This is a genomic window from Pseudomonas sp. GM30 (assembly GCF_000282275.2).
Taxonomy (GTDB): Bacteria; Pseudomonadota; Gammaproteobacteria; order Pseudomonadales; family Pseudomonadaceae; genus Aquipseudomonas.
The window spans coordinates 97,272-122,376 of the sequence record NZ_AKJP02000011.1; the positions used below are offsets into that span (position 1 = coordinate 97,272).

General features: G+C 56.1%; 18 protein-coding genes. 9 read left to right on the top strand and 9 right to left on the bottom strand.

Features of this window, described 5'->3' with window-relative positions; translation table 11 throughout:
• Nucleotides 1-191 precede the first annotated feature (191 nt).
• A complete protein-coding gene (locus tag PMI25_RS08160; RefSeq protein ID WP_007963097.1) occupies nt 192-5,237 on the top strand; it encodes a dermonecrotic toxin domain-containing protein in 5,046 nt (1,681 codons plus the stop codon).
• 28 nt (nt 5,238-5,265) lie between these two features.
• Here PMI25_RS08160 and argR read toward each other — a convergent pair whose 3' ends face one another.
• From argR to acs, 7 genes are all read right to left on the bottom strand, one after another.
• The gene (gene argR / locus PMI25_RS08165; RefSeq protein ID WP_007963098.1) at nt 5,266-6,258 is read right to left on the bottom strand and encodes a transcriptional regulator ArgR; all 993 of its coding nucleotides are present in this window, start codon (nt 6,256-6,258) and stop codon (nt 5,266-5,268) included.
• A 246-nt stretch (nt 6,259-6,504) separates the two neighbouring features.
• Nucleotides 6,505-7,269 carry an ABC transporter ATP-binding protein gene (locus PMI25_RS08170; RefSeq protein ID WP_003227281.1) on the bottom strand — a complete coding sequence of 255 codons (765 nt, stop codon included), beginning with the start codon at nt 7,267-7,269 and terminating at the stop codon, nt 6,505-6,507.
• Between the two features lie 27 nt (nt 7,270-7,296).
• A complete protein-coding gene (locus PMI25_RS08175) occupies nt 7,297-8,409 on the bottom strand; it encodes a M14 family metallopeptidase (RefSeq protein ID WP_007963099.1) in 1,113 nt (370 codons plus the stop codon).
• Between the two features lies 1 nt (nt 8,410).
• Nucleotides 8,411-9,109, bottom strand: a complete 699-nt coding sequence (locus PMI25_RS08180; protein ID WP_007963100.1) for an ABC transporter permease — start codon at nt 9,107-9,109, stop codon at nt 8,411-8,413.
• On the bottom strand, nt 9,106-9,795 hold the full coding sequence (locus PMI25_RS08185) for an ABC transporter permease (RefSeq protein ID WP_003227287.1): 690 nt from the start codon (nt 9,793-9,795) through the stop codon (nt 9,106-9,108). The genes PMI25_RS08180 and PMI25_RS08185 overlap by 4 nt, the downstream gene beginning before the upstream one ends.
• Nucleotides 9,796-9,886: 91 nt before the next feature.
• On the bottom strand, nt 9,887-10,660 hold the full coding sequence (locus PMI25_RS08190) for an ABC transporter substrate-binding protein (protein WP_007963103.1): 774 nt from the start codon (nt 10,658-10,660) through the stop codon (nt 9,887-9,889).
• Nucleotides 10,661-11,381: 721 nt separating this feature from the next.
• Complete coding sequence (gene acs, locus PMI25_RS08195) at nt 11,382-13,337, bottom strand: acetate--CoA ligase (protein WP_007963105.1); 1,956 nt, start codon at nt 13,335-13,337, stop codon at nt 11,382-11,384.
• 475 nt (nt 13,338-13,812) lie between these two features.
• On the opposite strand from acs, the gene PMI25_RS08200 reads away from it, so the two are divergent.
• From PMI25_RS08200 to PMI25_RS08220, 7 genes are all read left to right on the top strand, one after another.
• Nucleotides 13,813-14,073: a DUF2790 domain-containing protein gene (locus tag PMI25_RS08200; RefSeq protein ID WP_003227290.1), complete on the top strand. Its 261-nt coding sequence runs from the start codon at nt 13,813-13,815 to the stop codon at nt 14,071-14,073.
• A gap of 564 nt (nt 14,074-14,637) precedes the next feature.
• Entirely contained in the window at nt 14,638-15,888 is a 1,251-nt protein-coding gene (locus PMI25_RS08205) for a ribonucleotide-diphosphate reductase subunit beta (RefSeq protein WP_003227292.1), read from the top strand.
• Between the two features lie 101 nt (nt 15,889-15,989).
• Nucleotides 15,990-16,622 (top strand): Cap15 family CBASS effector, encoded by a 633-nt coding sequence (locus PMI25_RS28030; protein WP_007963107.1) that lies wholly within the window; start codon nt 15,990-15,992, stop codon nt 16,620-16,622.
• Complete coding sequence (locus tag PMI25_RS28035; RefSeq protein WP_007963108.1) at nt 16,622-17,758, top strand: hypothetical protein; 1,137 nt, start codon at nt 16,622-16,624, stop codon at nt 17,756-17,758. The genes PMI25_RS28030 and PMI25_RS28035 overlap by 1 nt, the downstream gene beginning before the upstream one ends.
• 429 nt (nt 17,759-18,187) lie before the next feature.
• Nucleotides 18,188-18,721, top strand: coding sequence for a BRO-N domain-containing protein (locus PMI25_RS08210; protein WP_007963109.1), 534 nt, complete (start codon nt 18,188-18,190; stop codon nt 18,719-18,721).
• A gap of 116 nt (nt 18,722-18,837) precedes the next feature.
• Nucleotides 18,838-21,351 carry a P-loop NTPase fold protein gene (locus tag PMI25_RS08215; RefSeq protein WP_045122016.1) on the top strand — a complete coding sequence of 838 codons (2,514 nt, stop codon included), beginning with the start codon at nt 18,838-18,840 and terminating at the stop codon, nt 21,349-21,351.
• 63 nt (nt 21,352-21,414) lie between these two features.
• Nucleotides 21,415-22,398 (top strand): hypothetical protein, encoded by a 984-nt coding sequence (locus PMI25_RS08220; protein WP_007963111.1) that lies wholly within the window; start codon nt 21,415-21,417, stop codon nt 22,396-22,398.
• An 89-nt stretch (nt 22,399-22,487) separates the two neighbouring features.
• Here the strand turns inward: PMI25_RS08220 and PMI25_RS08225 are convergent, their stop codons facing one another.
• Nucleotides 22,488-23,174: a DUF6933 domain-containing protein gene (locus PMI25_RS08225; RefSeq protein ID WP_007963113.1), complete on the bottom strand. Its 687-nt coding sequence runs from the start codon at nt 23,172-23,174 to the stop codon at nt 22,488-22,490.
• Nucleotides 23,175-23,323: 149 nt separating this feature from the next.
• Nucleotides 23,324-24,139 carry a sulfite exporter TauE/SafE family protein gene (locus PMI25_RS08230; RefSeq protein WP_007963114.1) on the bottom strand — a complete coding sequence of 272 codons (816 nt, stop codon included), beginning with the start codon at nt 24,137-24,139 and terminating at the stop codon, nt 23,324-23,326.
• A gap of 112 nt (nt 24,140-24,251) precedes the next feature.
• On the opposite strand from PMI25_RS08230, the gene PMI25_RS08235 reads away from it, so the two are divergent.
• Nucleotides 24,252-25,019 (top strand): AraC family transcriptional regulator, encoded by a 768-nt coding sequence (locus PMI25_RS08235; RefSeq protein WP_007963115.1) that lies wholly within the window; start codon nt 24,252-24,254, stop codon nt 25,017-25,019.
• Nucleotides 25,020-25,105: the final 86 nt, after the last annotated feature.

Sequence of the window (25,105 nt, forward strand, 5' to 3'; positions counted from 1 at the left end):
TTTTCCCGGGTTTACGGCAATGCGACATATAGCGTCGCAAAGGCGCAGTTTAAACTGCACGCCGTCATTTGCGCAGACGTACCGGGGATCTTAGTCAAGAGAGTTTTGTGGCGTGCGGTATATATGTACCGCACATCGAATCAATGGCTGGTGTTTGCTACTGACCTTTCCCAGGCAAACGGCCTCACCCCATGATTCAAGAAACCACACCCGCCCTCGCGACACTGCCCGACCCACTGCTGCTACCCCGGCAGGACGCACACTACCAACCGCTACTCCAGGCCATCCCGACATGGCTGAGCCAGGCGGCGGCACACAAGCGCGCGTCTTTGAAACGGGCCAGTCCGCTACTGCCCGCCAACCTCAACCAGGCATCACGCACCGAGCATGCAAAACTGCGCGCGCTGAATGCCGCGCACTGGACCGCACACAACCGCGTCGAACGAAGCCTTGCCCGGTTGCAGGACGCCAAAGCGTTCGCCGAACCGTTGCTGCGCGCCGAACTGGCAGAGCGCTTTGGCTTGAATCTGGATGTCCGGCAGACCTTCCTGCGCCTGTACCTGCCCGACCATGTTCCGTGGCTGCGCATCAAATCCGGCGCCGCACGCACCTGGACCGTCTCGTTGCTGGACGCCGCGCTGCACAATTTTGAGAGCAGCGAGACCGCCGCTGACGCCTTTGAGTCCGCCTCGGGCTATGTCAGCCAGCCCTCCCCCGAAGGCCGGTTCAGCGTGCTGCCGAACATCCTCAAGGCGATGCCGATCCCTGACTTCACCCGCCTGTGTCGCGAACTGGATATCGGCCGCCGCTATAACACTTATCTGCAAGACAACCTGGGCATCAGCAATCCGTTGGTTGCCGCCGTGTTGCAACCACAGGTTTGCGCCAGCGACAAAGCCGCACTGGTCGCCGCCCTGCAAATGGCCTATATGCAAAAGCTGCTGGGAGCCGATGCCCATCGGCTGATTCTCGGGCTGCTCGAGGGTTTGCAGCATTTGCGCCTCAATCGGCAGGCGTGGCAGTGCCATGCGCTGACGATGATGAAAGTCAGCCTGACCGGCATCGTACTGTTCGCGCCGAATCTTGAAGCTGCACACGCAGCAGCGCGAGTTGTGGTTTACATTCCCGATGACCCGCAACACCCGGTCAAGGAGTACGCCAATTCCGCTGCCTTCGCTGAAGAGCTGGCGCAACGCTTGCGCGATCCGGACTATCAGGTCTTCTTCAGCCGTTTCATCGACCACGCAGAACGCGGGGCTTTCTTCAGTCAGTTGCAGTCGCTGCTCAGCCCCGTCACCAGGCAACCGGTACCCGTCGGCGATCCACGGCCGACCTGGCGCGAGCATCCGGCCGCGCGACCTTTTCTGCAGATCGTCGCGACCCCGATCCAGGGTGAGCTGTGGATGTATCTCTACCAACGCAAGCTCGACAAGATGCTCAACGATGCCCGCGCCATCGCCGTCTCGACAGCCATGGTCGATCGCAAGACGCGCTGGGCACTCTGGGATGCCTTTACGGAGATCGCACAGGCACTGCTCGATATCGCCGTGTTCGTCGCCTTGCCATTTGTGCCATTTCTCGGCGAGCTGATGCTCGCCTACACGGCCTACCAACTGCTCGACGAGACGTTCGAAAGCATCGTCGACTGGGCCGAAGGGCAATCCCGCGAAGCGTTCGCGCATTTGATCGGTGTCGTGGAGTCCATGGTGCAGGTCGGCACTTTCGCCGCTGGCGGCGCGATCGCCGTCAGCGAGTTTCGCGCGGTTTTACCTGCCGATGTCGTCCAGTTTATCGACCGCTTTATTCCGGTGAAGGCAGCCGATGGCAAGCCCCGCTACTGGAAACCCGACCTGCGCCCTTACGAGTGGCCCGGCACGCCGCCCAAAGACGCCAGAACCGATGCGCTGGGCCTGCAAGCCCACCAGGGCAAGAACCTGCTGGCCCTCGAAGACAAGTTGTATGCCGTCAGCCTTGATGCCGAAACGGGCGCCTATCGCATCGACCATCCGACGCGTCCCGAGGCTTACAAACCCGCACTCAGGCACAACACCGCAGGCGCCTGGCAAACCGAAATTGACCAGCCACTGGGTTGGGATCGCGCCACTGTGCTGAGCCGCAGCAGTGCGCAGATGCAGCGCCTTCCCGCCGCTCTGCAGGAACGGCTGCTGAATATCAGTGGCTGCGAGGAAAACACCCTGCGCCAGATGCACGTCGAGCGCGAACAGTTGCCACCCTTACTGAACGATACGCTGCTGCGCTGGCAGATCGATCAGGCCATTCAATTGTTCATCGAGCAGATCGGCAGCCCGCATGCCGAGGATTACCTCAAGGCCGACCCGGCCACCCAATTACAGCTGCTTTTCGACAACGGCGACTGGCCGGCAGAGCTGGGCCTGCAACTGATCGATCGCCAGGGCAGAACATTGTGGCGCAGCCCTGTCGTCGATGTGCCCTTCGTACAAATCGAGGGCTCACGACTGGACGGTGGCGACCTGCTCAAGACCTGCCTGCAACGCCTGACAGAATCGCAACGAAGGACGCTGTTGAGCGAAGCACTGCATACGCCCGCCCCCTCGGCGGAGGCCCGCGCAAACCGCTTGCGGCGCACCGTCGCCGAGCTGGCACAGCGCAAACGCCAAAACCTGTTCGAGGATCGGTATCGCCAGTTGCAGCGCGGCGCCAGCCCGCTGGTACAGGTACTGATGGATGCCGAACCCGGCCTGCCGAAGGCGTTGGCGCAGTCGATACTGGAAACGGCAAGTGACGGCGAATACCTGCAATTACAGCGTGGAACACTCTCCGAAAGACTGGTCGCTCTGACGCAGGAAACGGGTCTGCAAGTGCGCGCGACTCGAGCCCTCGAAGGGCTGGAGCTGCAAGCGACGATCAATAATCTGGATACCGATCGGCTGGCCCTCCATTCGCTGCCAAGCTTGCCGGGCTGGTCGCCGTCGATCCGACTGGAGCTCAGGCACTACAGCTATAGCGGGCCACTGATCGACAGCCTCGGTGCACAGGACGCGCTCATTCGCAAAGTGCTGGTACTCACTGAACAGGGCGACTATCAGCCGTTCGATGCTACCGGTGAGTCGCTCAGCGCGCCAGGGTCTCTGTATGCGAGCCTGTTGCATGCCCTGCCCGACGCACAACGTTCGGCGCTGAACATTCATATCACACAAGATCTGCAGCTCAGGCAACTGATTCGTGACCACGCGCTCGACCGTCAAGCGTTGCTGGACCTGTTCTCGCAAAACCCGATTCGCAAACACGCCTACGATCCAACGGTGATGCGCCTGCGTGGCGGAACCAGCGGCTATCGACGCATGCCCGTCAACACGCCGACACTGCACGCCCATGTCCACTGGCTGCTGCCGCACCTGCTGCCCGAGGAACTCAACGCATTCGTCGAGCGTCTGCAACGCCATCCGGACGGCCCGCGAGTGGAACTGAGCCGTCTGATCGCTGAACGCAGCCGCCTCGGCGAGGTTCTGAATTCGTGGGCCGAGGGGATTCCCCTCGCTCATCCGGAGACCGGCGCCCGCCTCAACACCGAGCAGCATGCGATCCAGCGCCATCGCCGACGGCAGATGCTGGTCGACATTCTGGACTGCTGGAAACAGCAGGTTTGCTTGCCGGAGAACACCGAGCAGACCATTGATCTGCGCCTGTCACAGCCAATCCTGGGAGAGCTGCCAGCGCTGGAGGTGAACTTCAGTCACGTGGACTACCTGACCATCGAGGGTGTCGGCAGCACTCAGGGCGTGCAGCGTTTTCTGGACAGTTTCTCCGGCCTGCGCCGTCTGGCGCTGCGCAACTTCCGCCTCGGCGACCTGCCGGAGGCAGTCAGTCGCTCACCACAACTGCGCGAGCTGATTCTCAGCGACTGCGGCATCACCCTGACCGCCGAAAGCCAGGCAACGCTGGCGGCGCTGAACCAAATGAAAACCCTCGACCTGTTCAGGAATCCGCTCGGACTCACGCCCAATGTCGAAAAAATGCCCCGGCTGAATTACATCGATGTGTCGGAGACCGGCATATCCGAACTGCCAACCGGCCTGCTCACGCGCCCGCAATTGCGTACCGCGCTGCTCAACGACAATCAGATCAGGTCATTGCCTCCCGCCCTCTTCGAGCTGCCCAGCAATGTTCCGGAAGGCTTCGATCTGAGCGGCAACCCGATCGCCAGCACAGACCGGGAGCGCGTCAAACGCCACTTCAACGACACCCGACAGGACTTCGGCGTAATGGCCGAACAAGCTGATTTGCTGCGCGTACAGACGCTGTACACGCACATGGATCGGGAACAGGCCAGTGAGTTCTTTTATCTGCTACCTGGCGACCTGGCCGAGGGGCGAGTCGAACTTGCACGACTTGAGCGGGAATACAGCGACTTGAGTAGCCACCTCGACACCTGGGCGATCGACCATCCTGCCCTGCACCCGATCAGTGGCGAGCCCTTCACGATTGAGCAAGTGTTGTATGAGCACGCGGCACGCCACGAATTCAAATCGCTCATTGAGCAGTGCTGGCGCCGGGAAACCGAGCAGGACGATCTGGATCAGAACCTGCAGCCACTGCATGACTTGAACCTGACGACCATCATCAGCGGCGACTTGCCAGTGCTCAATGCCGACTTCAGCCATGTCACCCATCTGTACCTCAGAAGCCTGCCGGGTCAGACGTTCGGGGTCGACAGGTTTGTCGAGACGTTCGCCAGTCTCAGAGGACTGACGATTTATCAATATCGACTGGAACACATTCCGCCGGCGGTGTTTCGCATGGCAGACCTGACCTACTTGTCGCTCTCACAGTGCGAGCTGACGCTCACGCCGCAAAACGCCCTTGAGCTTGCGCAAATGGAGCGCCTCGATCATCTGGACTTGAGCGACAACCCGCTGGGCGAGACGCCGGATGTCAGCCAGATGACCAATCTGTCAACGCTGATGCTGGACAACAGCGGCATTACCGGTCTGCCGCCGGGCATGCTGCAACTCGAACATCTGGAAATCGCCGACCTGAGCGACAACGCAATCACCCAGGTTCCCAGCGATATTCTGGAGTTGCCAGAAGAGCGTGCGGAAAAATTCAGCCTGCGGGGCAATCCGCTCTCTGAACTCAGCCTGCAACGGCTGATCGCCTACTTCAGAAAACACCGCATCGATTTTGGCGTGGAAGCCGTCATCGAACGGGCGGAAATGGAGGTGTCCACGTCCGAAGATTCCGGGGTCGATGAGTGACGTTCAGCGGGGGGGCCGCCGGGGTGCGTCAACCGCGCTCCGGCGGCACCGACGACAGTTCGAACGGACTGCTGCTGCGCCGCTGGTTGCGATCCTCTCGCGGCGTGGCGCCGAAGAAGTTGCGGTAGGCGCTGGAGAAATGCGGCCCCGAGGAGAACCCGCAAGACAGGCCGATCTGGATGATCGACTTGCTGGTCTGCATCAACATCTGCCGGGCCTTGTTCAGGCGCAGTTCCAGGTAGTACTGGCTCGGCACGCGGTTGAGGTATTGCTTGAAGATCCGCTCCAGTTGCCGACGGGACACGCACACGTGCTGGGCGATTTCGTCGGTGGTCAGCGGCTCTTCGATGTTGGCTTCCATCAGCAACACCGCTTGGGTGAGCTTCGGATGGCTGGAACCGAGGCGGTTCTGCAGTGGAATGCGCTGGCGTTCGCCGCCCTCGCGGATACGCTCGACCACCAGTTCTTCGGACACCGCACCGGCCAGTTCCGCACCATGATCGCGCGCCAGCACCGCCAGCAACAAATCGAGCACCGACATGCCGCCACACGCGGTCAGGCGATCACGATCCCAGTCGAACAGGTGACTGGTGGCGATGACTTTCGGGAAGCGCTCAGCGAAATCGTCCTGCCAGCGCCAGTGCACGGCCGCACGATAACCGTCGAGCAGCCCAAGCTGCGCCAACGGATAGACACCCGCCGACAGACCACCGATCACGCAACCGGCTCGCACCAGTTGCTTGAGCGCGCTGCTGAGGGCCGGGGCCAGGGTGGTCGGTGGCTCATCGGCGAGCAGGAACAGTTTCTGGAAGTTTTCCAGCTTGCCGGTCCAGGCTTCGCCGGGCAGTTGCCATGCGCCGTCGGCCGTCGCTTCGGTACTGGCTTCGGCCTGCAGGAACGACAGTTCGTACACCACGTCCGGGTGCACACGCTGAGCAACCCGCAAGGCCTCCTCCGCCAGCGCCAGCGTCAGAGCTTTAGTGCTGGGCCAAATCAGGAAACCAATTCGATGGGCAGTCATGGGCGGGCAATCCGAAACGAAGAACGGTGATGAAGGCATGGGCCAATGCTAGCCCGTAAATGAACGCAAATCTCGAAACCTGCGAAGCTCCCACTGTAGGAGCTGTCGAGTGAAACGAGGCTGCGATCTTTTGATCTTGTTGTTGAAGATCAAAAGATCGCAGCCTTCGGCAGCTCCTACAGGGGATCGGAGCCAGCCTTCAGGCTGCGAAGCATGCACTATTCGGGTGCATATCGGCAGCTCTGATTACTTGAGGCTACCCGACAGGAATTGCTGCAAACGCTCCGATTGCGGATTGACCAGCACTTCGCGCGGGTTGCCGCTCTCTTCAACAACGCCTTTGTGCAGGAACACCAACTGGTTCGACACTTCACGGGCGAAGCCCATTTCGTGCGTAACAACCACCATGGTGCGGCCTTCCTGAGCCAGCGCTTGCATGACTTTCAACACATCGCCCACCAGCTCCGGGTCGAGCGCCGAAGTCGGTTCGTCGAACAGCATCACTTCCGGCTCCATCGCCAGCGCCCGGGCAATCGCCACTCGCTGCTGCTCGCCACCGGACATGTGCCCAGGGAACGCGTCTTTGCGATGGGCCACGCCAACCTTGTTCAGGTAGTGCTCGGCTTTCTCGCGCGCTTCAGCCTTGGACACGCCCAGCACATGAACCGGCGCTTCCATGATGTTTTCCAGCGCGGTCATGTGCGACCACAGGTTGAAATGCTGGAACACCATCGACAGGCGCGAACGCATGCGCTGCAGCTGTTTCGGATCAGCGGCTTTCAGCGCGCCGTCCTTGTTGGCCACCAGTTTCAGCTCTTCGTTGTTGAGCAGGATCTTGCCCGCGTGTGGCTGCTCAAGCAGGTTGATGCAGCGCAGGAAAGTACTTTTTCCGGAGCCACTGGAGCCGATGATGCTGATCACATCGCCGGCTGCCGCTTTCAGGGACACGCCCTTGAGCACTTCGTGACTGCCATAGCGTTTATGCAGGTCTTGGACTTCAAGTTTGTACATGCGGTCGGTTCTCACAAAAACAGTCAGTCAGTCGTTGAGCAGGCGCCCGTGACGCAGCGCTTCGCGCCCCGCCACCTTGGCCAGCCAGAAACCGGGTTGGGCATAGCGCAGCCGTTCAATGGCAAACAGCACCCCGGACGTACCAGCACACACCGTGCTGACCCGATCGGACACAGGGTCGATCACTTCGAAAATCTCATCCCCGGCTTCAACCCACTCGCCGGGTTTACGCAGAAAACTCACCACACCGGGGTGCGGCGCCAACAGCAATTCAGTGCCTTCGAACGGCATGCCTTCGCACGGTTCGTTGGCCGGCTTAGGCCACTCGCCAGTGATCAGGCCTTGCTCGGCGAGAAACGCCAGAATGCCTTCGGCCCAAGCCACCGCATCAGCGCGGTCGGTATTGGCCTGACCGCCCAGCTCGACGGTAGTCGCCAGGCACGCCAGTGGAATCTGCGCGTCCGGGAACTGCCGCGACAGACGCAGCCACGGCAACGAGCACGCTTCATCGAAGGAGCTGCCACCGGAATCTTCTGCCAACAGACCGACCTTCACATTCAGGTGCGCGGCCAGCGAACGCCACTGCGGCCAGTGCTGCGGCAGCGCATACATGTGCAGCGCGGCTTCGGCATCGCAGTGCAAGTCCAGCACCACGTCAGCGGTGCAGGCGTGGCTGAGTAACACGCGCTGCATGCCTTGCAACTGGCTGCTCGCCTCGGGCAGTGCCGCCAGATGATCCGCCATGGCCTGACGGATCAGGCGAATGTTGGCGTGCGGATCGTCACCGAGGCTGTCAGCCAATGTCGCTGCAACCGGTGCACTCAGCTCGACGAAATCGCGGTTGAAATTCTTGCCGCTGCCCGCCTCGAAACGCCCCTGATGATTGCCTTGCAGCAATTGGCCGAGGCCCAGCGGGTTGGCGACCGGTACCAGCTCGATCACACCGTTGAGCAAGCCTTGGGCTTCGAGTTCGCCGAGGCGCTTTTTCAGCTCCCAGGCGGTGCGCATGCCGGGCAGTTCGTCAGCGTGCAGGCTGGCCTGGATGTAGGCCTTGCGCTCGCCGTTGCCGAAGCGGAAGACCGAGATCTTGCGCTCGCTGCCCAGGTGGCTCCACGGCAATACGTGGTCGATACGTTCCATATCAGTGCTTCCGCGGAGCCAGGTAGCTCAACCAGCGGCGCTCGGCCAGCTTGAACAGCTTCACCAGAATGAAGGTCAGGCACAGGTAGAACACGCCGGCAGTGATGTACGCCTCGAACGGCAGGTAGTACTGCGCGTTGACGGTACGGGCCGCGCCGGTGATGTCGATCAGGGTCACGATGGACGCCAGACTGGTGGTCTGCAGCATCATGATCACTTCGTTGCTGTACTGCGGCAGCGCCCGGCGCAGGGCCGATGGCAACAGGATGCGCTTGTACAGTTTGAAGCGCGACATGCCCATGGCCTTGGCGGCTTCGATCTCGCCGTTCGGCGTGGCCTTGAGGCTGCCGGCAATGATTTCGGCGGTGTAGGCGCTGGTGTTGATCGCGAAGGCCAGGCACGCACAGAACGTCGCGCTGGACAGCCACGGCCACAGGAAGCTTTCACGCACTGCTTCGAACTGGGCCAGACCGTAGTAGATCAAAAACAGCTGCACCAACATCGGCGTGCCGCGGATCACGTAGGTGTAGAGCCACGCGGTGCCGTTGACGATCGGGTTCTTGGAGACGCGCATCAGCCCCAGCGGCAGTGCCGCGAGCAGACCGAACAACAGCGACAGCGCGAGCAGTTTGAGGGTGGTCAGCAGGCCGCCGAGGTACAGCGGCATGGCCTCCCAAATGACGTTGTAGTCGAAGATCATAGATCAGCCGCCCTTACGCCTACCGAGTAGCGCTTCTCAAGGTGACGCAGCGCCAGCAACGAGACACTGGTGATCACCAGGTACATCGCCGCCACTGCGAGGAAGAAGGTGAAAGGCTCGCGGGTGGCATCTGCCGCCTGCTTGGCCTTGAACATCATGTCTTGCAGACCGACTACCGAAATCAGCGCGGTCGCTTTGGTCAAAACCAGCCAGTTGTTGGTGAAGCCAGGAATCGCCAGGCGAATCATCTGCGGCACCATCACCCGGAAAAACACCTGAAAACTGCTCATGCCGTACGCCATGCCCGCTTCGGCCTGGCCCTTGGGGATCGCCATGAACGCACCGCGGAACGTCTCGGACAGGTACGCACCGAAAATGAAACCGAGGGTGCCGATACCGGCGGCCAGTGGGTTCAGGTCGATGTAGTCGTCATAGCCGAGCATCGGCGCGACGCGGTTGAGCAGGTCCTGACCGCCGTAGAAGATCAGCAGGATCAGCACCAGGTCGGGAATTCCGCGGATCACCGTGGAATACAGATCGCCCAGCCACGCCAGCCAGCGAATCGGCGACAGGCGCAACGCGACCCCGATCAGCCCGAGAACGATGGCCAGGGCCATGGACGACAAGGCGAGCTGAAGCGTCAGCCATGCGCCATCGAGGATGACAGCCCCGTAGCCTTTCAACATGATTCAGGTCCTCGAAAGTTGGGATGAAAAAATGGCGCAAACCGCAGAGATCCTGTTGCTTGCGCCATTTCTGACTTGTCGCAGAGACGTGTTACTTGCCGTAGATATCGAAGGCGAAGTACTTGTCCTGGATAGCTTTGTATTTACCGTTTTCACGGATGGCCGTGATGGCTGCGTTGATTTTGTCTTTCAGCGCGTCACCCTTGCGCACCGCGATGCCTACGCCGTCGCCGAAGTATTTGACGTCGGTGAACTGCGGGCCAACGAAGGCGAAGCCTTTGCCGGAATCAGTGTTCAGGAAGCCGTCCTGCAGCAGGGTGGCGTCAGCCACGGTACCGTCGAGGCGACCGGCGGCCACGTCGAGGTAGATTTCGTTCTGCGAGCCGTATGGCTTGATCTCGGCACCCAGCGGGGCCAGGACTTCGCGAGCGAAACGCTCGTGGATCGAACCACGTTGCACACCGATGTTCTTGCCCTTGAGCTCCGACAGGTTGTCGCTGACAACGGTGCCCTGCTTCATGACCAGACGGGCCGGGGTGTTGTAGTACTTGTTGGTGAAGTCCACGGACTTCTTGCGGTCTTCGGTGATCGACATGGACGACAGGATCGCGTCGATCTTGCGCACTTTGAGTGCCGGGATCAGACCGTCGAACTCTTGCTCGACCCACACGCACTTGACCTGCATCTGCTCGCACAGGGCGTTGCCGATGTCGTAGTCGAAACCGACGATGCTGCCGTCCGGCGCTTTGGAAGCGAACGGAGGGTAAGCCGCTTCGATACCGATCTTCAGAGGTTTTTCATCAGCGAAGGAATTCAGCGACAGCACGGACAGTGCCAGGGCGCCAAGCAGCACAAGTTTCTTCATCTTGGGACTCCATCGGTAAAGGGCAAAAACGGCAGAGTGAGCGACAGCCCAATATGCGAATGGGTGAATCGGGAAAGCGGTGCAGCATCGGTGGGAAATTTCCCGGTGAAACCACCAGGGGTTTCAACGTCAGCCACGATGAGCGAGTGATCGGCATTCTAACGACAGGCCCGAAGCCGATATTTCTTCAATGCGACAACTAATTACAGATGCACAGAGAAACCCGCTTGAGCGCATTGACAGCCTTGCAAATTCATGCAAGAGCGAAAGACAGTGAACCGATCTATGCTGCAAATTGCGGGCCTATTATTCGCAAACCCTTCTAATCCGGCAAGCGCAGCGTTGTGTCTTATTTTTCACCGGGGGTTTTGAGGCTCTAAAACGGGGCGTTGCGTTTCCCTTTGCCCCGCTGCGGGGCGGGCGGTTACACATTTGGTTACTCGGATGAGTGCGGGTAACAGCGGGAAAGGGCTTGCGCAGGAAATCGATAATTATTGGTTGGGTGGGTTTTCATTCCGACAGCGAAGTACACCGGCGTCTGACAGATTGCCTTCGCGAGCAAGCTCGCTCCCACAGTGGCCCTGCATTCTTTCAGACGGACCGCGATCAACCTGTGGGAGCGAGCTTGCTCGCGAAGAGGCCAGCAAAACCACCACAAACCAGCCAGACACAAAAAAGCCCCGCCCGGCATCACCGGACAGGGCTTCTTCAGAGCTAACGCTTAAGCCACATTCATCGTCTTGTGCGTATCAATCAAATGCTGCACCACACCCGGATCCGCCAGGGTCGAGATGTCCCCCAACCCATCGTATTCCGCCGTAGCAATCTTGCGCAGAATCCGCCGCATGATCTTGCCCGAACGGGTCTTCGGCAGCCCCGGCGCCCACTGGATCACGTCCGGCGAAGCAATCGGGCCGATCTCTTTGCGCACCCAGTTCTTCAGCTCCAGACGCAGTTGCTCGCTCGGCTCTTCGCCATTCTTCAGGGTGACGTAGACATAAATGCCCTGCCCCTTGATGTCGTGCGGCACACCGACCACCGCCGCTTCGGCGACTTTCGGGTGGGCGACCATGGCGCTTTCGATCTCGGCGGTGCCCATGCGGTGACCGGAGACATTGAGCACGTCATCCACGCGCCCGGTGATCCAGTAGTAACCATCGGCGTCACGCCGCGCACCGTCACCGGTGAAATACATGCCACGGAAGGTCTTGAAGTAGGTGTCGACGAAGCGATCGTGATCGCCATACAGCGTACGCGCCTGACCCGGCCACGAATCGAGAATCACCAGATTGCCCTCGGCCTCGCCCTCGATAATGTTGCCGAGGTTGTCGACCAGCGCCGGCACCACACCGAAGAACGGACGTGCTGCCGAACCCGGCTTCAGTGCATGCGCCCCCGGCAGCGGGCTCATCATGTTGCCGCCGGTTTCGGTCTGCCACCAGGTATCAACGATCGGGCAACGCGACTTGCCGACGTTCTTGTAGTACCAGTCCCAGGCTTCCGGGTTGATCGGCTCGCCCACCGAACCGAGCAGACGCAGGCTGCTGCCATCCGCGCCTTCAACGGCGGCGGTGCCCGACGCCATCATCGCGCGGATCGCGGTCGGCGCGGTGTAGAGGATGTTGACCTTGTGCTTGTCGACGATCTTCGCCACCCGGGTGATGTCCGGGTAGTTCGGCACGCCTTCGAACAGCAGCGTGGTCGCGCCATTGGCCAGCGGGCCGTAGACGATGTAACTGTGACCGGTGACCCAGCCGACGTCGGCGGTGCACCAGTAGATTTCGCCCGGACGATAGTCGAACACGCGCTCATGGGTCATCGCCGCATACAGCAAATAACCGCCGGTGGTGTGCTGCACGCCCTTCGGCTTGCCGGTTGAACCCGAGGTGTAAAGGATGAACAGCGCTTCTTCAGCACCCATCTCTTTCGGCGCGCAGACGGTGCCCGCCACTTTCATCAGGTCTTCGTACCAGATGTCGCGATGCTGGTTCCACTTGATGTCGCCACCGGTGCGCTTGCACACGATGACTTTCTGGATGCTGCTGGTTTCCGGGTTGGTCAGCGCGTCGTCGACGTTGGCCTTCAGCGAGATCTTCTTGCCGGCACGGATGCCTTCGTCTGCGGTGATCACCACTTTCGATTTGCAGTCGATGATCCGCCCCGCCAGGGCTTCCGGCGAGAAGCCGCCGAACACTACCGAGTGAATCGCGCCGATCCGGGTGCAGGCCAGCATGGCGACCACGGCTTCGGGGATCATCGGCATATAAATAGTCACCACGTCGCCGCGGTGCACGTCCTGACCACGCAGGGCGTTGGCCAGTTTGCAGACTTGTTCGTGCAGTTCGCGGTAAGTGATGTTGCGGCTTTCGGAAGGATCGTCACCTTCCCAGATAATTGCAACTTGGTCGCCGCGCTCGGCCAGATGACGGTCGAGGCAGTTGTAGGAAACGTTCAGGGTGCCGTCGGCGAACCATTTGATGTCGACATGGTGATCGTCGAAGGAAGTCTGCTTCACCGTGGTGAAAGGCTTGATCCAGTCGAGGCGCTTGGCTTGCTCGCGCCAGAAACCGTCAGGGTTGACGACCGACTGCTGGTACATGGCTTTGTAGGTCGCCTCGTCGGTCAGCGTATTGGCCAGAACCTCGGGACGAACGGGATACAGAGAAGCCGCACTCATCTTTCTTACCTCGGTGGAATATTTGTTTTTGTATGACCCCGTTGTAGCCGGGCCGGGCCCATAGAACCATTCGACGATGGTAGTAACAAGCCCCTACAAAACATGGCGATACCCAGACAGCAAGCCCGATGCACTACCCCCAAACACCCCAAACCCCTTGTAGGAGCTTGCCTGCAAGCGATCCAGACAACTCGGTTCCCCAGACAAATTGCATCGCCAGAAAACGCTCTTCCCCACCCTAACGACCGATTGTTACCAAAACCGCGAAAAGTGTTTATCAAAACCCCACCTGTTTACCCCCACCCCACCTCCCTAAAATCCGCATCGCCGACAAGGCAAACGCGATTAACAACGTTACAGCCCCCACGAAGGCCGTTAATCCAGTTCTCAAGTAATAAGTGCAAACGATGAAGTTCCACACGCAACCCTAAAAAGGTTGCGTGACCCCACTCGACCTCAAAAAGGTAAATCTGAAATGAAAGCTTTATTGGTTCTGGCCCTCAGCAGTCTGTGCGCAACCGCCATGGCAGACGAGGTCCCGACTGATGTCGCACAGCAACAACCGGCTATCGAGGAATACACTTACTCGACTCACCTGGACATCGCCAACGTAGTGTCCATGAGCGAAGTTCCAAACGTCTGCGAAGTTGTCCCGATGAAAATGGAATACGACGACTCCAAAGGTCAGCGTCATATTCTGCGTTACAGCGTCATGGGTAACGGCTGCACCAATTGATGATCGAGACTGCACCGAATCAGATCGCTCAGCGCCTCATTTGAGGGTCGATTCCAGCCCGGCTTCGGTCGGGCTCAGTTGTGTCTGGAGTCGCTCAAAAGGGTTGCAAAACACAAGATATAGTGAAAAACCCGGTTTTTTGCTCATTTCTTGAGCAACCAAAGCCTCGCAAAAAAATTAATGAAAAAAAATTCTCGCAGGCCAATCCCAGCGAAAGCCCTGTAAACCCTCGCTCCAATCGAAATCACCCGGCCAATCGAACGGCCTGCGGTGTTTCGCCCTCCCCCACGCCCGCGTTTTTTTCCCTATAATGCCGCCCTAATCGGGTCAGCAATATTCCCTTACAGGGATCAAAGCCATTCTGAAGCCCCGCAGCAGCCTCAACGCTGATCTGCGCCCGTCAGAGGCTCTCGGAAACCCGTACAAAATTCTGTTTTATTGCCTGCCTTGGCTGCCGCAAAAAACGATTCCTTAAGATCCAACGCGGTCTGTACGACCGTGTGAAAAACCAACCAATCAGGTTTCACACGGGGCGACAGGCCCTCACGCAGGAGACGACACGTCATGCTGAGCTGGGACGAATTCGACAAAGAAGACAGTGAAGTAGCAACCGTGAAAGGCGCCAACGCCGGCCACGCTACTGAAGCCAACATGGACCGCCTCGACAGCGCCGGCGGTGCCGCAGCGCTGGAAGCCCGCGCCGTGACCGCCGACGACTCGGCCGCCGTGGCCCGCGCCAAGGCAGCACTGGATTCCCTCGACGTCGCCGAAGGCCTCGCCGAACTCGAAGGCGCCTCCGCCCGTGTCGCCGTTGACGAAAAGCGCATGATCAACTGCCGCGCCGACCTCAACCAACTCGTGCCTTTCAAGTACGACTGGGCCTGGCAGAAGTACCTGGACGGCTGCGCAAACCACTGGATGCCGCAAGAAGTCAACATGACCGCCGACATCGCCCTCTGGAAAAACCCGGAAGGCCTGACCGACGACGAGCGCCGCATCGTGATGCGCAACCTCGGCTTCTTCTCCACCGCCGACTCCCTGGTTGCCAACAACCTGGTCCTGGCCGTGTACCGCCTGATCACCAACCCGGAATGCCGCCAGTACATCCTGCGCCAGGCGTTCGAAGAGGCGATCCACACCCACGCCTACCAGTACTGCATCGAATCGCTGGCCATGGATGAAGGCGAGATCTTCAACATGTACCACGAGATCCCGTCGGTCGCGAAAAAGGCAGCCTGGGGCCTGAAATACACCCGCTCGATCTCCGATCCGAAGTTCGAAACCGGCACCCCGGACACCGACAAAGAACTGCTGCGCAACCTGATCGCCTACTACTGCGTGCTGGAAGGCATCTTCTTCTACTGCGGCTTCACCCAGATCCTCTCCATGGGCCGCCGCAACAAAATGACCGGCGTCGCCGAGCAGTTCCAGTACATCCTGCGCGACGAATCCATGCACCTGAACTTCGGCATCGACGTGATCAACCAGATCAAAATCGAAAACCCACACCTGTGGGATGCCGAGATGAAGGAAGAAGCGACCCAGATGATCCTGCAGGGTACGCAACTGGAAATCGAATACGCCCGCGACACCATGCCTCGCGGCGTACTGGGCATGAACGCGGCAATGATGGAGGACTACCTGAAGTTCATCGCTAACCGTCGTTTGTCGCAGATTGGTTTGAAGGAAGAGTACCCAGGGACGACTAACCCGTTCCCTTGGATGAGCGAGATAATGGACTTGAAGAAAGAGAAGAATTTCTTTGAGACTCGCGTGATCGAATACCAAACTGGTGGTGCGCTTAGCTGGGACTAAATAGCTAAAAATTATATACCCGACAAGGACGTTGGGCATATCGCGAGCTTTCGACTGGGGCAATCTCAGGGCACGCTGTATCGTTTATAGGGAACTTAATCATGCCTGAAAACCATGAGTACTCTGTCTTAGGTGGACCTAATCGCTCAAAGATTGGCCACACAATAAGCATTATTGCCGCAGGCATTTCGTCACTAACAGTAACTCTATTCCTTGCAGCTATAAATATCGCTAAAAGCCTAGGCTGGGCACAAAACATACCCAATCTAATATTATGGCCAGTGAGCGCAGGTATTATCTATGCGGGCATATACTGGTTGTTTGAGAAATACGTTTGGAAACTCCCATTCGTATCAAAGCTTCTCCGCGTCCCTGATCTAAGTGGCAAATGGATTTGCGAGGGTCAGTCCCTAAACCCTGATAAATCACACGCAGCCTCCTGGAAAGGAGAAGTCACCATAATTCAAAGCTGGGATCGCCTGCGAGTCAGATTAAAAACAGAACAGTCAGGCTCTAATAGCATTGCCGCCGCCCTTGTTAGTGACGATGCTGACGGTTTTAGACTGCTCTACAACTACAAAAATGATCCTAACCAAAAAGAAAAAGACTTAGTAAGCCATCGCGGCTGCGCCGAACTACTTTTTGACCACAACTTAAAAACTGCTGAAGGCGAATATTTCAACGGTCACGGCAGATACACCTTTGGAACAATGAAGCTTAGGAGGTCGAACTGATGGCGAGAAACATACAGAACCGGCTTAGCAGTTTGCGCTCTCGAAGAAACGGTACTGAAGGTCTTAACCGTGTAAGTGCATTTGATACTGCTCAAATTATCGCCAACAGCTTGAACTCAGAAAAATACGAAAAAAGAACAGAAAAGCCTTATACACGCTATGCAATAGGCTCGATGCAAGAAGTTGACGAGCAGTACACAAAAATCAGCATTGCAGAGGCGGAGCGCGTAGGTAAGCAACTAAACACCGGATTAACAGAACTTGGATTCTCAGTAGCTTTCAGACTTCAAGGCTCAGTTCCATGCAACATCCACATCAGAGGGGTTAGTGATGTTGACCTCCTGGTTCTTGACGAAGATTTTTTCACATACGACAGAACTGGCCAAAACAGTAGGCTTGGTCTTTACAACAATCCAATCTCATACACCCCGCTATCGGCACTACAGCTACTTAGAAAAAATTCTGAAAACATACTAATAAAACAATTTCCTGCCGTAACCGTCGATACGACGGGAGGAAAAGCAATTACTCTAAGCGGCGGCTCTTTGAGACGACCCGTTGATGTCGTCCCTTCCCACTGGCACAACACACACAACTATCAAACGACAAACAAAGAGTCAGACAGAGCAATTTACATCCTCGACAACAAAGTACCTACAACAATATTCAACAAGCCATTCAAACACATCGAAAAAATCACATATAAGGACGCTTTAACTCTCGGGGGACTGAAAAAATCCATTCGGCTTTGCAAGCACATAAAAGCTGACGCAGCAAAGGAAGGAACCAATATCACCCTTCCTAGCTTTGACATAGCGGCAGCATTATGGCATGCGGACTCTTCAGCTCTAATCGCCGGCTTTACAAATGAGCTAGCGATACTTCTTGAGACAAAGCGACATCTAACATTCCTTCATAACAATAGATTTCATACCCAATCACTTCGAACACCTGACGATACCCGACTAATTTTTGACACCGAGTCAAAGCTTAAAGGTCTGGAGCTTTTGCTCAGCGAAGTCAACGACCTAGCTATAGAGGTCGCAAAAGAACAAAATCTATCTCTTTTGCGTGGAGCATATAGTTGGGACAAAATAGATGAAACATTACGAAACACAAGAATACCTACGCTCTAACTAGACAGGCTGCGATAGATTGAAAATCTAGGCTTTGAGCGATGATTAATCGTCTTTTTTTGTAGGCTATTTCCGCTTCTTCCACGCGACCTTGACCCGGCGTCATCAACCTCATAACGTGCTGTTTCCGGCGCCTAAGAAACGCCTCAAGTAGCGGCCTGACCGCTCCCGAAAGATGCGGCTTTTTTGCGCTTAAGGTATTCTCCTGCGCGCAAAAAATCTTTGCTATGTCGGGAGTGGGCGAATACAAGACCCGAAAGGGGAATATGTCCGGCCTTCTACTTGGGGTTTCTTAACTCCCGGCGCCTTAGCCCTAAGAAAGCTATCAAGTAGAGGTAATGGATATGCCTACGTATTTCCCCTTCTCAACGAAGGAAATCGCCTACAGTTTTTCTGCTGAAATTATGCTTCCTGCGCAGGAGGCTGATCATGTCTGATACGCACAATTCTACAGTCTTCACCCGCCACAACCTCCACCTACACACCCTTCTCCTCGAAAACCAAACATGGTTCTGCGCTCGCGATATCGGTCGTTTAATGGGCGTCCATCTCAGTGATCGCATGATCAACAAACTGGACAACGATCAGCACCGCTTGCTGAGGATTGAGTATTACCGACAACCTGAAAAACAGTTGATGCTCAGCGAATCCGGTGTGTATGCGCTGTTGGTGTATCACTACATCCCTGAGAATCGTTTGCTACGAGAGTGGTTGACCAATCAGGTGGTGCCAGCCCTGCGCGATGCTGAACCCTCGGATAGGTTTGATCGCCCAACGTTGAGCCTGTTGAACTGGTCGGAGATGTCGTTGAGTCTGCTGCATTGGCAGGATGAAGGTTGGATTCGTCTGCGGGATATGCCGTATCTGCTGGAAGGTCAGACTCAACGGCGAGAAACGATGGCTAAGCCTTGGTGGCGAAAAGTCGCGCAGGCGCTTCAGTCGTCGAAGCATTCACTCGGTTAGGAAATGCGCTTGTAGGATCTATCGCGAGATTCGTCGCTATTTTTTGTGGGAATTTTCGTAGACATCCGTAATGGCCACTCAGTATCGTCCGAGGGTCCACAACCCTCGGCGATTCTATGGAAACGGAAAAGAGCAGCAGCGACTGGAACGACTCGGAGATTGACGCAGCGGTCGATGCTTATATCAGCATGTTGTCACGCGAGCAGACTGGCCAAAAGTTCGTTAAAACTGAAGAGAATCGAATCCTTCGCGAAGGTGCCTTAATCGGGCGAACAAAAGGATCAGTTGAGTTTCGGATGCAAAATATTTCTGCGGTTCTTGAAGAGTTGGGATTGCCGCGCATCAATGGCTACAAACCAGCGAAAAACGTGGGAAACCATATCAGAGATCGAATTCTTGCACGACTTACTGAAAAAAATTTAATTCCCCAAAGTTCTAAACCATCAGATTATTCAAGAGAAACGTTGTTCCATAGTGATGATCCATGGGCGATCGGACTGGAAGACAAAATTGGTGTCGCAGATGAAGCAAAAGCGATGGCTACACTTGCCATTCGTACAGAAGACCCTCCATTAGCAATCGGAGTCTTGGGCGACTGGGGGACGGGCAAATCATTTTTCATGAGACTTGTTTATCAGCAAATCCAAAGAGACTCTAAAGATACCGTTCTAATAAAATTTAACGCTTGGCACTTTGTCGATACAAACCTTTGGGCCAGCCTTGTTGATCATATCTTCACAGAACTCGATCAATGGGTTCGAAAAAACGAAATAGAAGGAGAGAGCCGGCTCTCCTCACAGAAGCTATTTGAGAATCTCTCAACTGCACAAGAATTGGCAGTGGAGTCTGCGGAAAAACTGGTTCTCTGCCGTCAAGCACAAAGCATCGCTACTGAGAGATTAGCAGAGGCAAGAGATAACAATAATGCTTTCTGGCAATCCATCACCGAAACTCTAAAAAAGCAGGTTGATTTTGAAAAAGTTAAATCCGCGGCAAAAACCCTTGGTTTAGAAAAATTATACGAGGACACTTTTCAACTAAAAAAAACCATTGATGCCTTCAACAACGAGCGAACACGAACAAAAGCCATTAGAGAAGGACTATTACATCGCATAGCTAGCTGGCAAGCTATCCTGATAGGATTGACCATCATCCTAATTCTACCGCCGGCGTTTTCGAAAGCGTTTGAACTAATAAGTGAGACACTCAAAGCCAATATAAGTATTTTTACCAAAGAGATACTGACACTCAGCACTACAATCACCGGAATAACTGCTGGAATTGCATTTCTAAATAAACATATTCGCTCAGCAGTAAACCAGATATCCGGCTTCCGAACGACACTAGAAAAAGTGATTGACGCTCAAGAAAAATCAAAATCTAAAACACTTTCGAAGTTAGCAACAGATGTCGAAGAAGCTCAGAACCTACTAACTGTAGCTACGGAAAAAGTGGCCGCAGCCACACACGACTTTGACGCAGGTACGGGTCGAGGAAGAATGTTAAGTTTCATTCGCGCACGAGCTAATGATGGACATTATGCAAGCCATCTAGGGCTCGTAGCAGCTATTAGAAAAGACTTTGAGGAACTATCACGCGGGCTAAAAACTGATTCAAATCAATCCAAAATGCCGATTCTCGATGGAAAATTAAAAAAGCGAATACTGGACTTAATTGACGATCCAAAAAGCCAGCTAAAATCGGCAGATAAAGAAAAGCTCGAATCCATGCTGAAAGTCAGTTCAGTGACGGAGACACAAAAATTCAAGAGAATAGTTCTTTTTATTGACGACTTGGATCGCTGCCCACCAACCAAAGTAGTAGAGATACTTCAAGCAGTTCATTTACTACTAGGATTCCCATTATTTATCGTTTTCGTCGCTGCAGATGTGCGGTGGGTCAATCGAGCTCTAACCAAGCATTATCCTGACCTCCTGGATGAACAACATGCCGAAAGCTTTAACAAAAAAATCGGCGCAACCGCTCATGATTATCTCGAAAAAATATTCCAAATTCCTTATTGGGTAAGACCAATGAGCGCAAATTCTAGCGCCGCATTATTAGAATCTAGGATTCAGAATTTCAATACAGACACAACTTCACTCTCCACATCCCCTATAACATCCGACGAGGCTATTACCAACAATACCGCAGATTCTACAGAAGACCTTAGCGAAAACAGCAAAGAAAAAACACAGAACAACAGGCTAATATTTAGTAACGACGAGCGAACATTTCTAAGTGAGCTAGCGCCGTTTGCTGGAAATTCTCCACGCAGAGTACTTCGCTTCATTAACACTTATCGAATCATAAAGATCAGCTTATCTGATGAAGAAAATGAAGCACTTGAGCAAAGATACTTTCGAGAGCTTTTGTTAAGCCTAGCAATAAGCATTGGAACCCCAGAGGCATTCAATAGCTGGTCGCAGTTCATACAGAGTGGCCCAACCAACACGGATCTTAGAACCCTGCTCAAAAAATCTGACTTACAACCTTGGCACCGTCTTTCCTCTTCAAACACAACGCTTCAAGGAGCGGTCCAAACTTACCTCCGCACGAACACCTCTGGAAGCATACAAGACACTATTGAGGCTTCAAAACTAGTAAAACGTTATAGTTTTATTGGATAATCTGCGCCCGTTCCTTTTAGCGTCCAACAATAACATTGAAAAATAATTTTTAGAGTTAGGAAAATGAAATTCGATCTCGCCTACTGCCTCAGCCTCGACGACAAGTTGTCGATCTATGACGTTCGCGATCTCAATTTCGATGAGACGGTGGCGTTCGATTCGGCAAAGGAGCATTTCATGTGCCCCAACGATGCCTGTCGCGCCGCATTCGATGCAGCCAACGAGTTGGGCACGTTCAACGCCAAGAACGTGAATTACGTGCGCACGCCGCACTTTAAGAATCTGCCCACGACGCAGCACGTGGCGGGTTGTCCGTATGTGAGTTTGAAGTCGTCAGCGTCGGGAGTTGAGGCGGCGGAGGGTGAGGTGGATGACGGGCGGGAGGAGCATTTTCCATCGGAGTTGTTGCTGACGCGGCGTGAGTATGCGCGCAAGCCAGCTGCGCCTGCGGGGGCGGCGGATGTGTTGCGGGATGATCCGGTGCGGGTGGCGCAGGTGAGTTCCAGGGAGTCGCCGGGGCGTGAGACGGCGCCGGACAAGACCAGTGTGTTTGCGCATCCGGTGGAGTGTTTTGTGTCGAACTTCGCCGACAAGGAGTTGCTCAAGCGTATGCCGTTGAAGATCGGCGAGCACACGGCGCCTTATGGCTCGTTCTTCAAGAAGATCGAGTATCTGACGGATAACAAGGGGCTGATTTACTGGGGCAAGATCAAGGAGATAAAGGATTACACCCAGAGTTTTCGCATCGATTTCGAGCAGAAAGTCTGGTTCAAGCAGGCGGATGAGGCGAAGAAGAAGCCGTATTCGGTTAACGTCTACTTGAGCAAGAAGCTGATCGACAACTACCGCAAGCGCAAGGCGTTTCTGGAAGAGATCAAGCATGCGATCGACAGCGACAAGGAGTTGTTCTGTTTCTTCTATGGCGTGACGCCGGAGTTGAAGCAGGTGCCGAGCAAGAAGAACCCCGAACAGACGTTCGGGGTGTTCAGTGCCAACATCGAGAACCTGGACCACTTTATTGTGCGGGAGGCGCCGGGCTTGGCGTGACGTGGCGCCGCTACGTTTGAATACGCACTGGTAAATTTCGCGGCGACTTATCAAGGGGCTGTCACAGGAGTCGAGTGCGCCCGCAGGTTTCAGCTCTCCAGTGTTGCTTCGAAAGCACGAATCTCTTGTTGCGCCTTCCTGCGCCGTTTCGAAGCGTCGTGAATATTTGTTTCATCCGCTGCGCAGTATTGACGTAACCAGTGGGCGATCATTTCTTCATCCGGCCAGAAATATTCCTTTTGGCCTTTGCTTCTGGGCCTGTCGTTCACCTGTGCATCGAAGCCAATAGCAGCCCGTTCGCCCTGTGGCAAACATCCCCACTCCGCTGCGCAATCTTGAAAAAACCAGGCAATTTCATCGATGTGCTTTTGCGCACTGCGATGGCTGCGTCGATAAAACCTGTACTCCAGACAGGCCTCTTCCATTCGCTGCGGCATGATGCCGGCATCGACCCAGCTCATGAGATCGTGGTTGATAGAATCGCGTATCAATCCTTCCCGCCAGCGCTCGGCAAACCAGGCAATAAAGCCTTCTGTGCCAGCCTTCTTGGCATCGGCGAAGATCATGCAATAACGAGTTTCCACATGAATGACGAACAGTACATGCTTACGCTGCACGGTGATGGCGTGCACCAGCCACTGCTCGACAAAAGGGGCACACTCATCATCCTCAATAACTGACGACGGTGGTTTGGGGTCTACCGGCGTGAGCTTTTTGCCCTTATGCACGCGGCTAAAGAACTTACTGGCCGCCTCGGTGCAATTGAAGATCAACATCTGTTTTCTCTACTAAATAAGGGTCAATGACGCTCAGTCGTCATATTTGCTTTCATCAACCCACTCAATCTCATAAGGCTGGCGAACAGCACTTTCCAAGATCGCCATATTGCCTCCACGAAGCAATGTTGAGTTGAGCCGGGAAGGCCTCATCTTATAGACATGCCCAGCAAAACAAGAATCAGCAATCCGATGTACACCCAAGCATGCACCCGATCCGGTATCCGCCCGATCCACGGCGTGGCCAATCGAATCCCGACCAACGACCCCAGCGTCAGCACCGCAAACGCCAGCAAATCCACATACCCGAAAAACCATGCGCCCAGATCCGTCTCGCTGAAACCGGCCAGTGCCATGTAGGTCAGTGTCCCGGCCACGGCCACCGGCACGCTTAACGGGTTCGCCATGGACGTGGCCTGGGACATGCTCAGTCCGCAGCGGCGCAGGAGCGGCACGGTCATGACGCTTCCTCCTACGCCGAGGAACGTGGCGATGGCGCCGATGCCTACACCGCCGGCGGATATTTCCCTGCGATCCAGTCGGCGTGGGATGACGCCGTCGCTACGGGTGAGAAAGCCGCGTCTGAGCAGGCAGTCGATGATGGTCACGCCGAGGTAGGCAATGAAGGCGTAGCGAATGACCTCGCCGCTGACCCACACCGCGGCGATCGCGCCGATGATCGCGCCCAGGGCGATGAAGCCGCCGAGCGGCCACAGGTAATGGCGGATCAGGTTGCCGGCGCGGCGGTGTTTGTCGGTGGCGATCAGGGCGTTGACGATCATCACGCAGGTCGAGGTGGCGACGGCGATGTGCATGGCCGATTGGCCGATGGGGTCGTCGGCGCCGTGGCTGGCGCTGAGCATGCGGTAGAGCAGCGGCACGACGACGAAGCCGCCGCCGAAGCCGAAGAGCACGGCGGTGATGCCGGCCATACAGCCGAAGAGGGTCAGCAGGAGGTAGAACATGGCGCGTCTTCCGGTGGTGGGGAGCGGTCGACGATAGAGCGACGCGGCTTGGCCTGCTTCAGCAAATCAGTCAATAATGTTTGCGTTTACGCCAATTACCCGGAAACGCTCAATGCGCAATGTTTCGATCAACCTGCTGGATGACACGCCGCGCCCGGTGGTGGCGATCGGTACGGATTATTCCCACGGCCATCTGTTGCCGTTTCATACACACCGGCGGGCGCAATTGTTGTACGGCGCGACCGGGGTGATGCAGGTCCGCACCCATGACGGCAACTGGGTGGTGCCGCCGCAGCGGGCGGTGTGGATTCCGCCGGGAGTGGCGCATGAGGTGCTGATGCTTGGGGTGAGCACGCGCAGTCTGTACATCGAGCCGGGGGCGGTGGACTTGGGTAGGCGATGCCAAGTGATCAGCGTTTCGCCGTTGATGCGGCATTTGTTGATGGAGGCTGTGGAGGCACCGTTGACCTATAACCTCGAAGGACGCGACGGTGTACTGATCGAGCTGCTGCTGCATGAACTGGCGCGGAGTGCGCCCCTGCCCTTGCACATTCCGCTGCCGACTGACGGAAAGCTCCTGGCTTTGTGTCAGACCTTTCTGGATCAACCCAACGCCCACGAGTCGCCGCAATACTGGGCCGAGCAGTTGCACATAAGCTTGCGCACCTTCAACAGACTGTTTCGACAGCAGACCGGGTTGAGCTTCAGCCAATGGCGGCAACAGGCCTGCGTGGTGCTGGCGCTGGCGCGGTTGGCCGCCGGTGAGGCGGTGACGCGGATCGCCCTGGATTTCGGTTATGAGAGCCCGGCGGCGTTCTCGACGATGTTCCGGCGCATCCTCGGACAGGCACCGTCCGTCTGGTTGGAGGCGGCGAACTAGGGCAAATCAAAAAATGCGTTTGATCCCGGCCGAAAACAACTGTACAAAAACACAGTACATTTTCAATCAGCACTCTTGAGCCCGGA

What these genes read in the sequence shown, in the direction of transcription:
- PMI25_RS28030 (WP_007963107.1), top strand. Translation starts at nt 15,990, where the DNA reads ATGCCTGAAAACCATGAGTACTCTGTCTTAGGTGGACCTAATCGCTCA.
- PMI25_RS08175 (WP_007963099.1), bottom strand. Translation starts at nt 8,409, where the DNA reads ATGGAACGTATCGACCACGTATTGCCGTGGAGCCACCTGGGCAGCGAG.
- PMI25_RS08170 (WP_003227281.1), bottom strand. Translation starts at nt 7,269, where the DNA reads ATGTACAAACTTGAAGTCCAAGACCTGCATAAACGCTATGGCAGTCAC.
- PMI25_RS08180 (WP_007963100.1), bottom strand. Translation starts at nt 9,109, where the DNA reads ATGATCTTCGACTACAACGTCATTTGGGAGGCCATGCCGCTGTACCTC.
- PMI25_RS08235 (WP_007963115.1), top strand. Translation starts at nt 24,252, where the DNA reads ATGCGCAATGTTTCGATCAACCTGCTGGATGACACGCCGCGCCCGGTG.
- acs (WP_007963105.1), bottom strand. Translation starts at nt 13,337, where the DNA reads ATGAGTGCGGCTTCTCTGTATCCCGTTCGTCCCGAGGTTCTGGCCAAT.
- PMI25_RS08200 (WP_003227290.1), top strand. Translation starts at nt 13,813, where the DNA reads ATGAAAGCTTTATTGGTTCTGGCCCTCAGCAGTCTGTGCGCAACCGCC.
- PMI25_RS08210 (WP_007963109.1), top strand. Translation starts at nt 18,188, where the DNA reads ATGTCTGATACGCACAATTCTACAGTCTTCACCCGCCACAACCTCCAC.
- PMI25_RS28035 (WP_007963108.1), top strand. Translation starts at nt 16,622, where the DNA reads ATGGCGAGAAACATACAGAACCGGCTTAGCAGTTTGCGCTCTCGAAGA.
- PMI25_RS08190 (WP_007963103.1), bottom strand. Translation starts at nt 10,660, where the DNA reads ATGAAGAAACTTGTGCTGCTTGGCGCCCTGGCACTGTCCGTGCTGTCG.
- PMI25_RS08160 (WP_007963097.1), top strand. Translation starts at nt 192, where the DNA reads ATGATTCAAGAAACCACACCCGCCCTCGCGACACTGCCCGACCCACTG.
- PMI25_RS08220 (WP_007963111.1), top strand. Translation starts at nt 21,415, where the DNA reads ATGAAATTCGATCTCGCCTACTGCCTCAGCCTCGACGACAAGTTGTCG.
- argR (WP_007963098.1), bottom strand. Translation starts at nt 6,258, where the DNA reads ATGACTGCCCATCGAATTGGTTTCCTGATTTGGCCCAGCACTAAAGCT.
- PMI25_RS08215 (WP_045122016.1), top strand. Translation starts at nt 18,838, where the DNA reads ATGGAAACGGAAAAGAGCAGCAGCGACTGGAACGACTCGGAGATTGAC.
- PMI25_RS08205 (WP_003227292.1), top strand. Translation starts at nt 14,638, where the DNA reads ATGCTGAGCTGGGACGAATTCGACAAAGAAGACAGTGAAGTAGCAACC.
- PMI25_RS08230 (WP_007963114.1), bottom strand. Translation starts at nt 24,139, where the DNA reads ATGTTCTACCTCCTGCTGACCCTCTTCGGCTGTATGGCCGGCATCACC.
- PMI25_RS08225 (WP_007963113.1), bottom strand. Translation starts at nt 23,174, where the DNA reads ATGTTGATCTTCAATTGCACCGAGGCGGCCAGTAAGTTCTTTAGCCGC.
- PMI25_RS08185 (WP_003227287.1), bottom strand. Translation starts at nt 9,795, where the DNA reads ATGTTGAAAGGCTACGGGGCTGTCATCCTCGATGGCGCATGGCTGACG.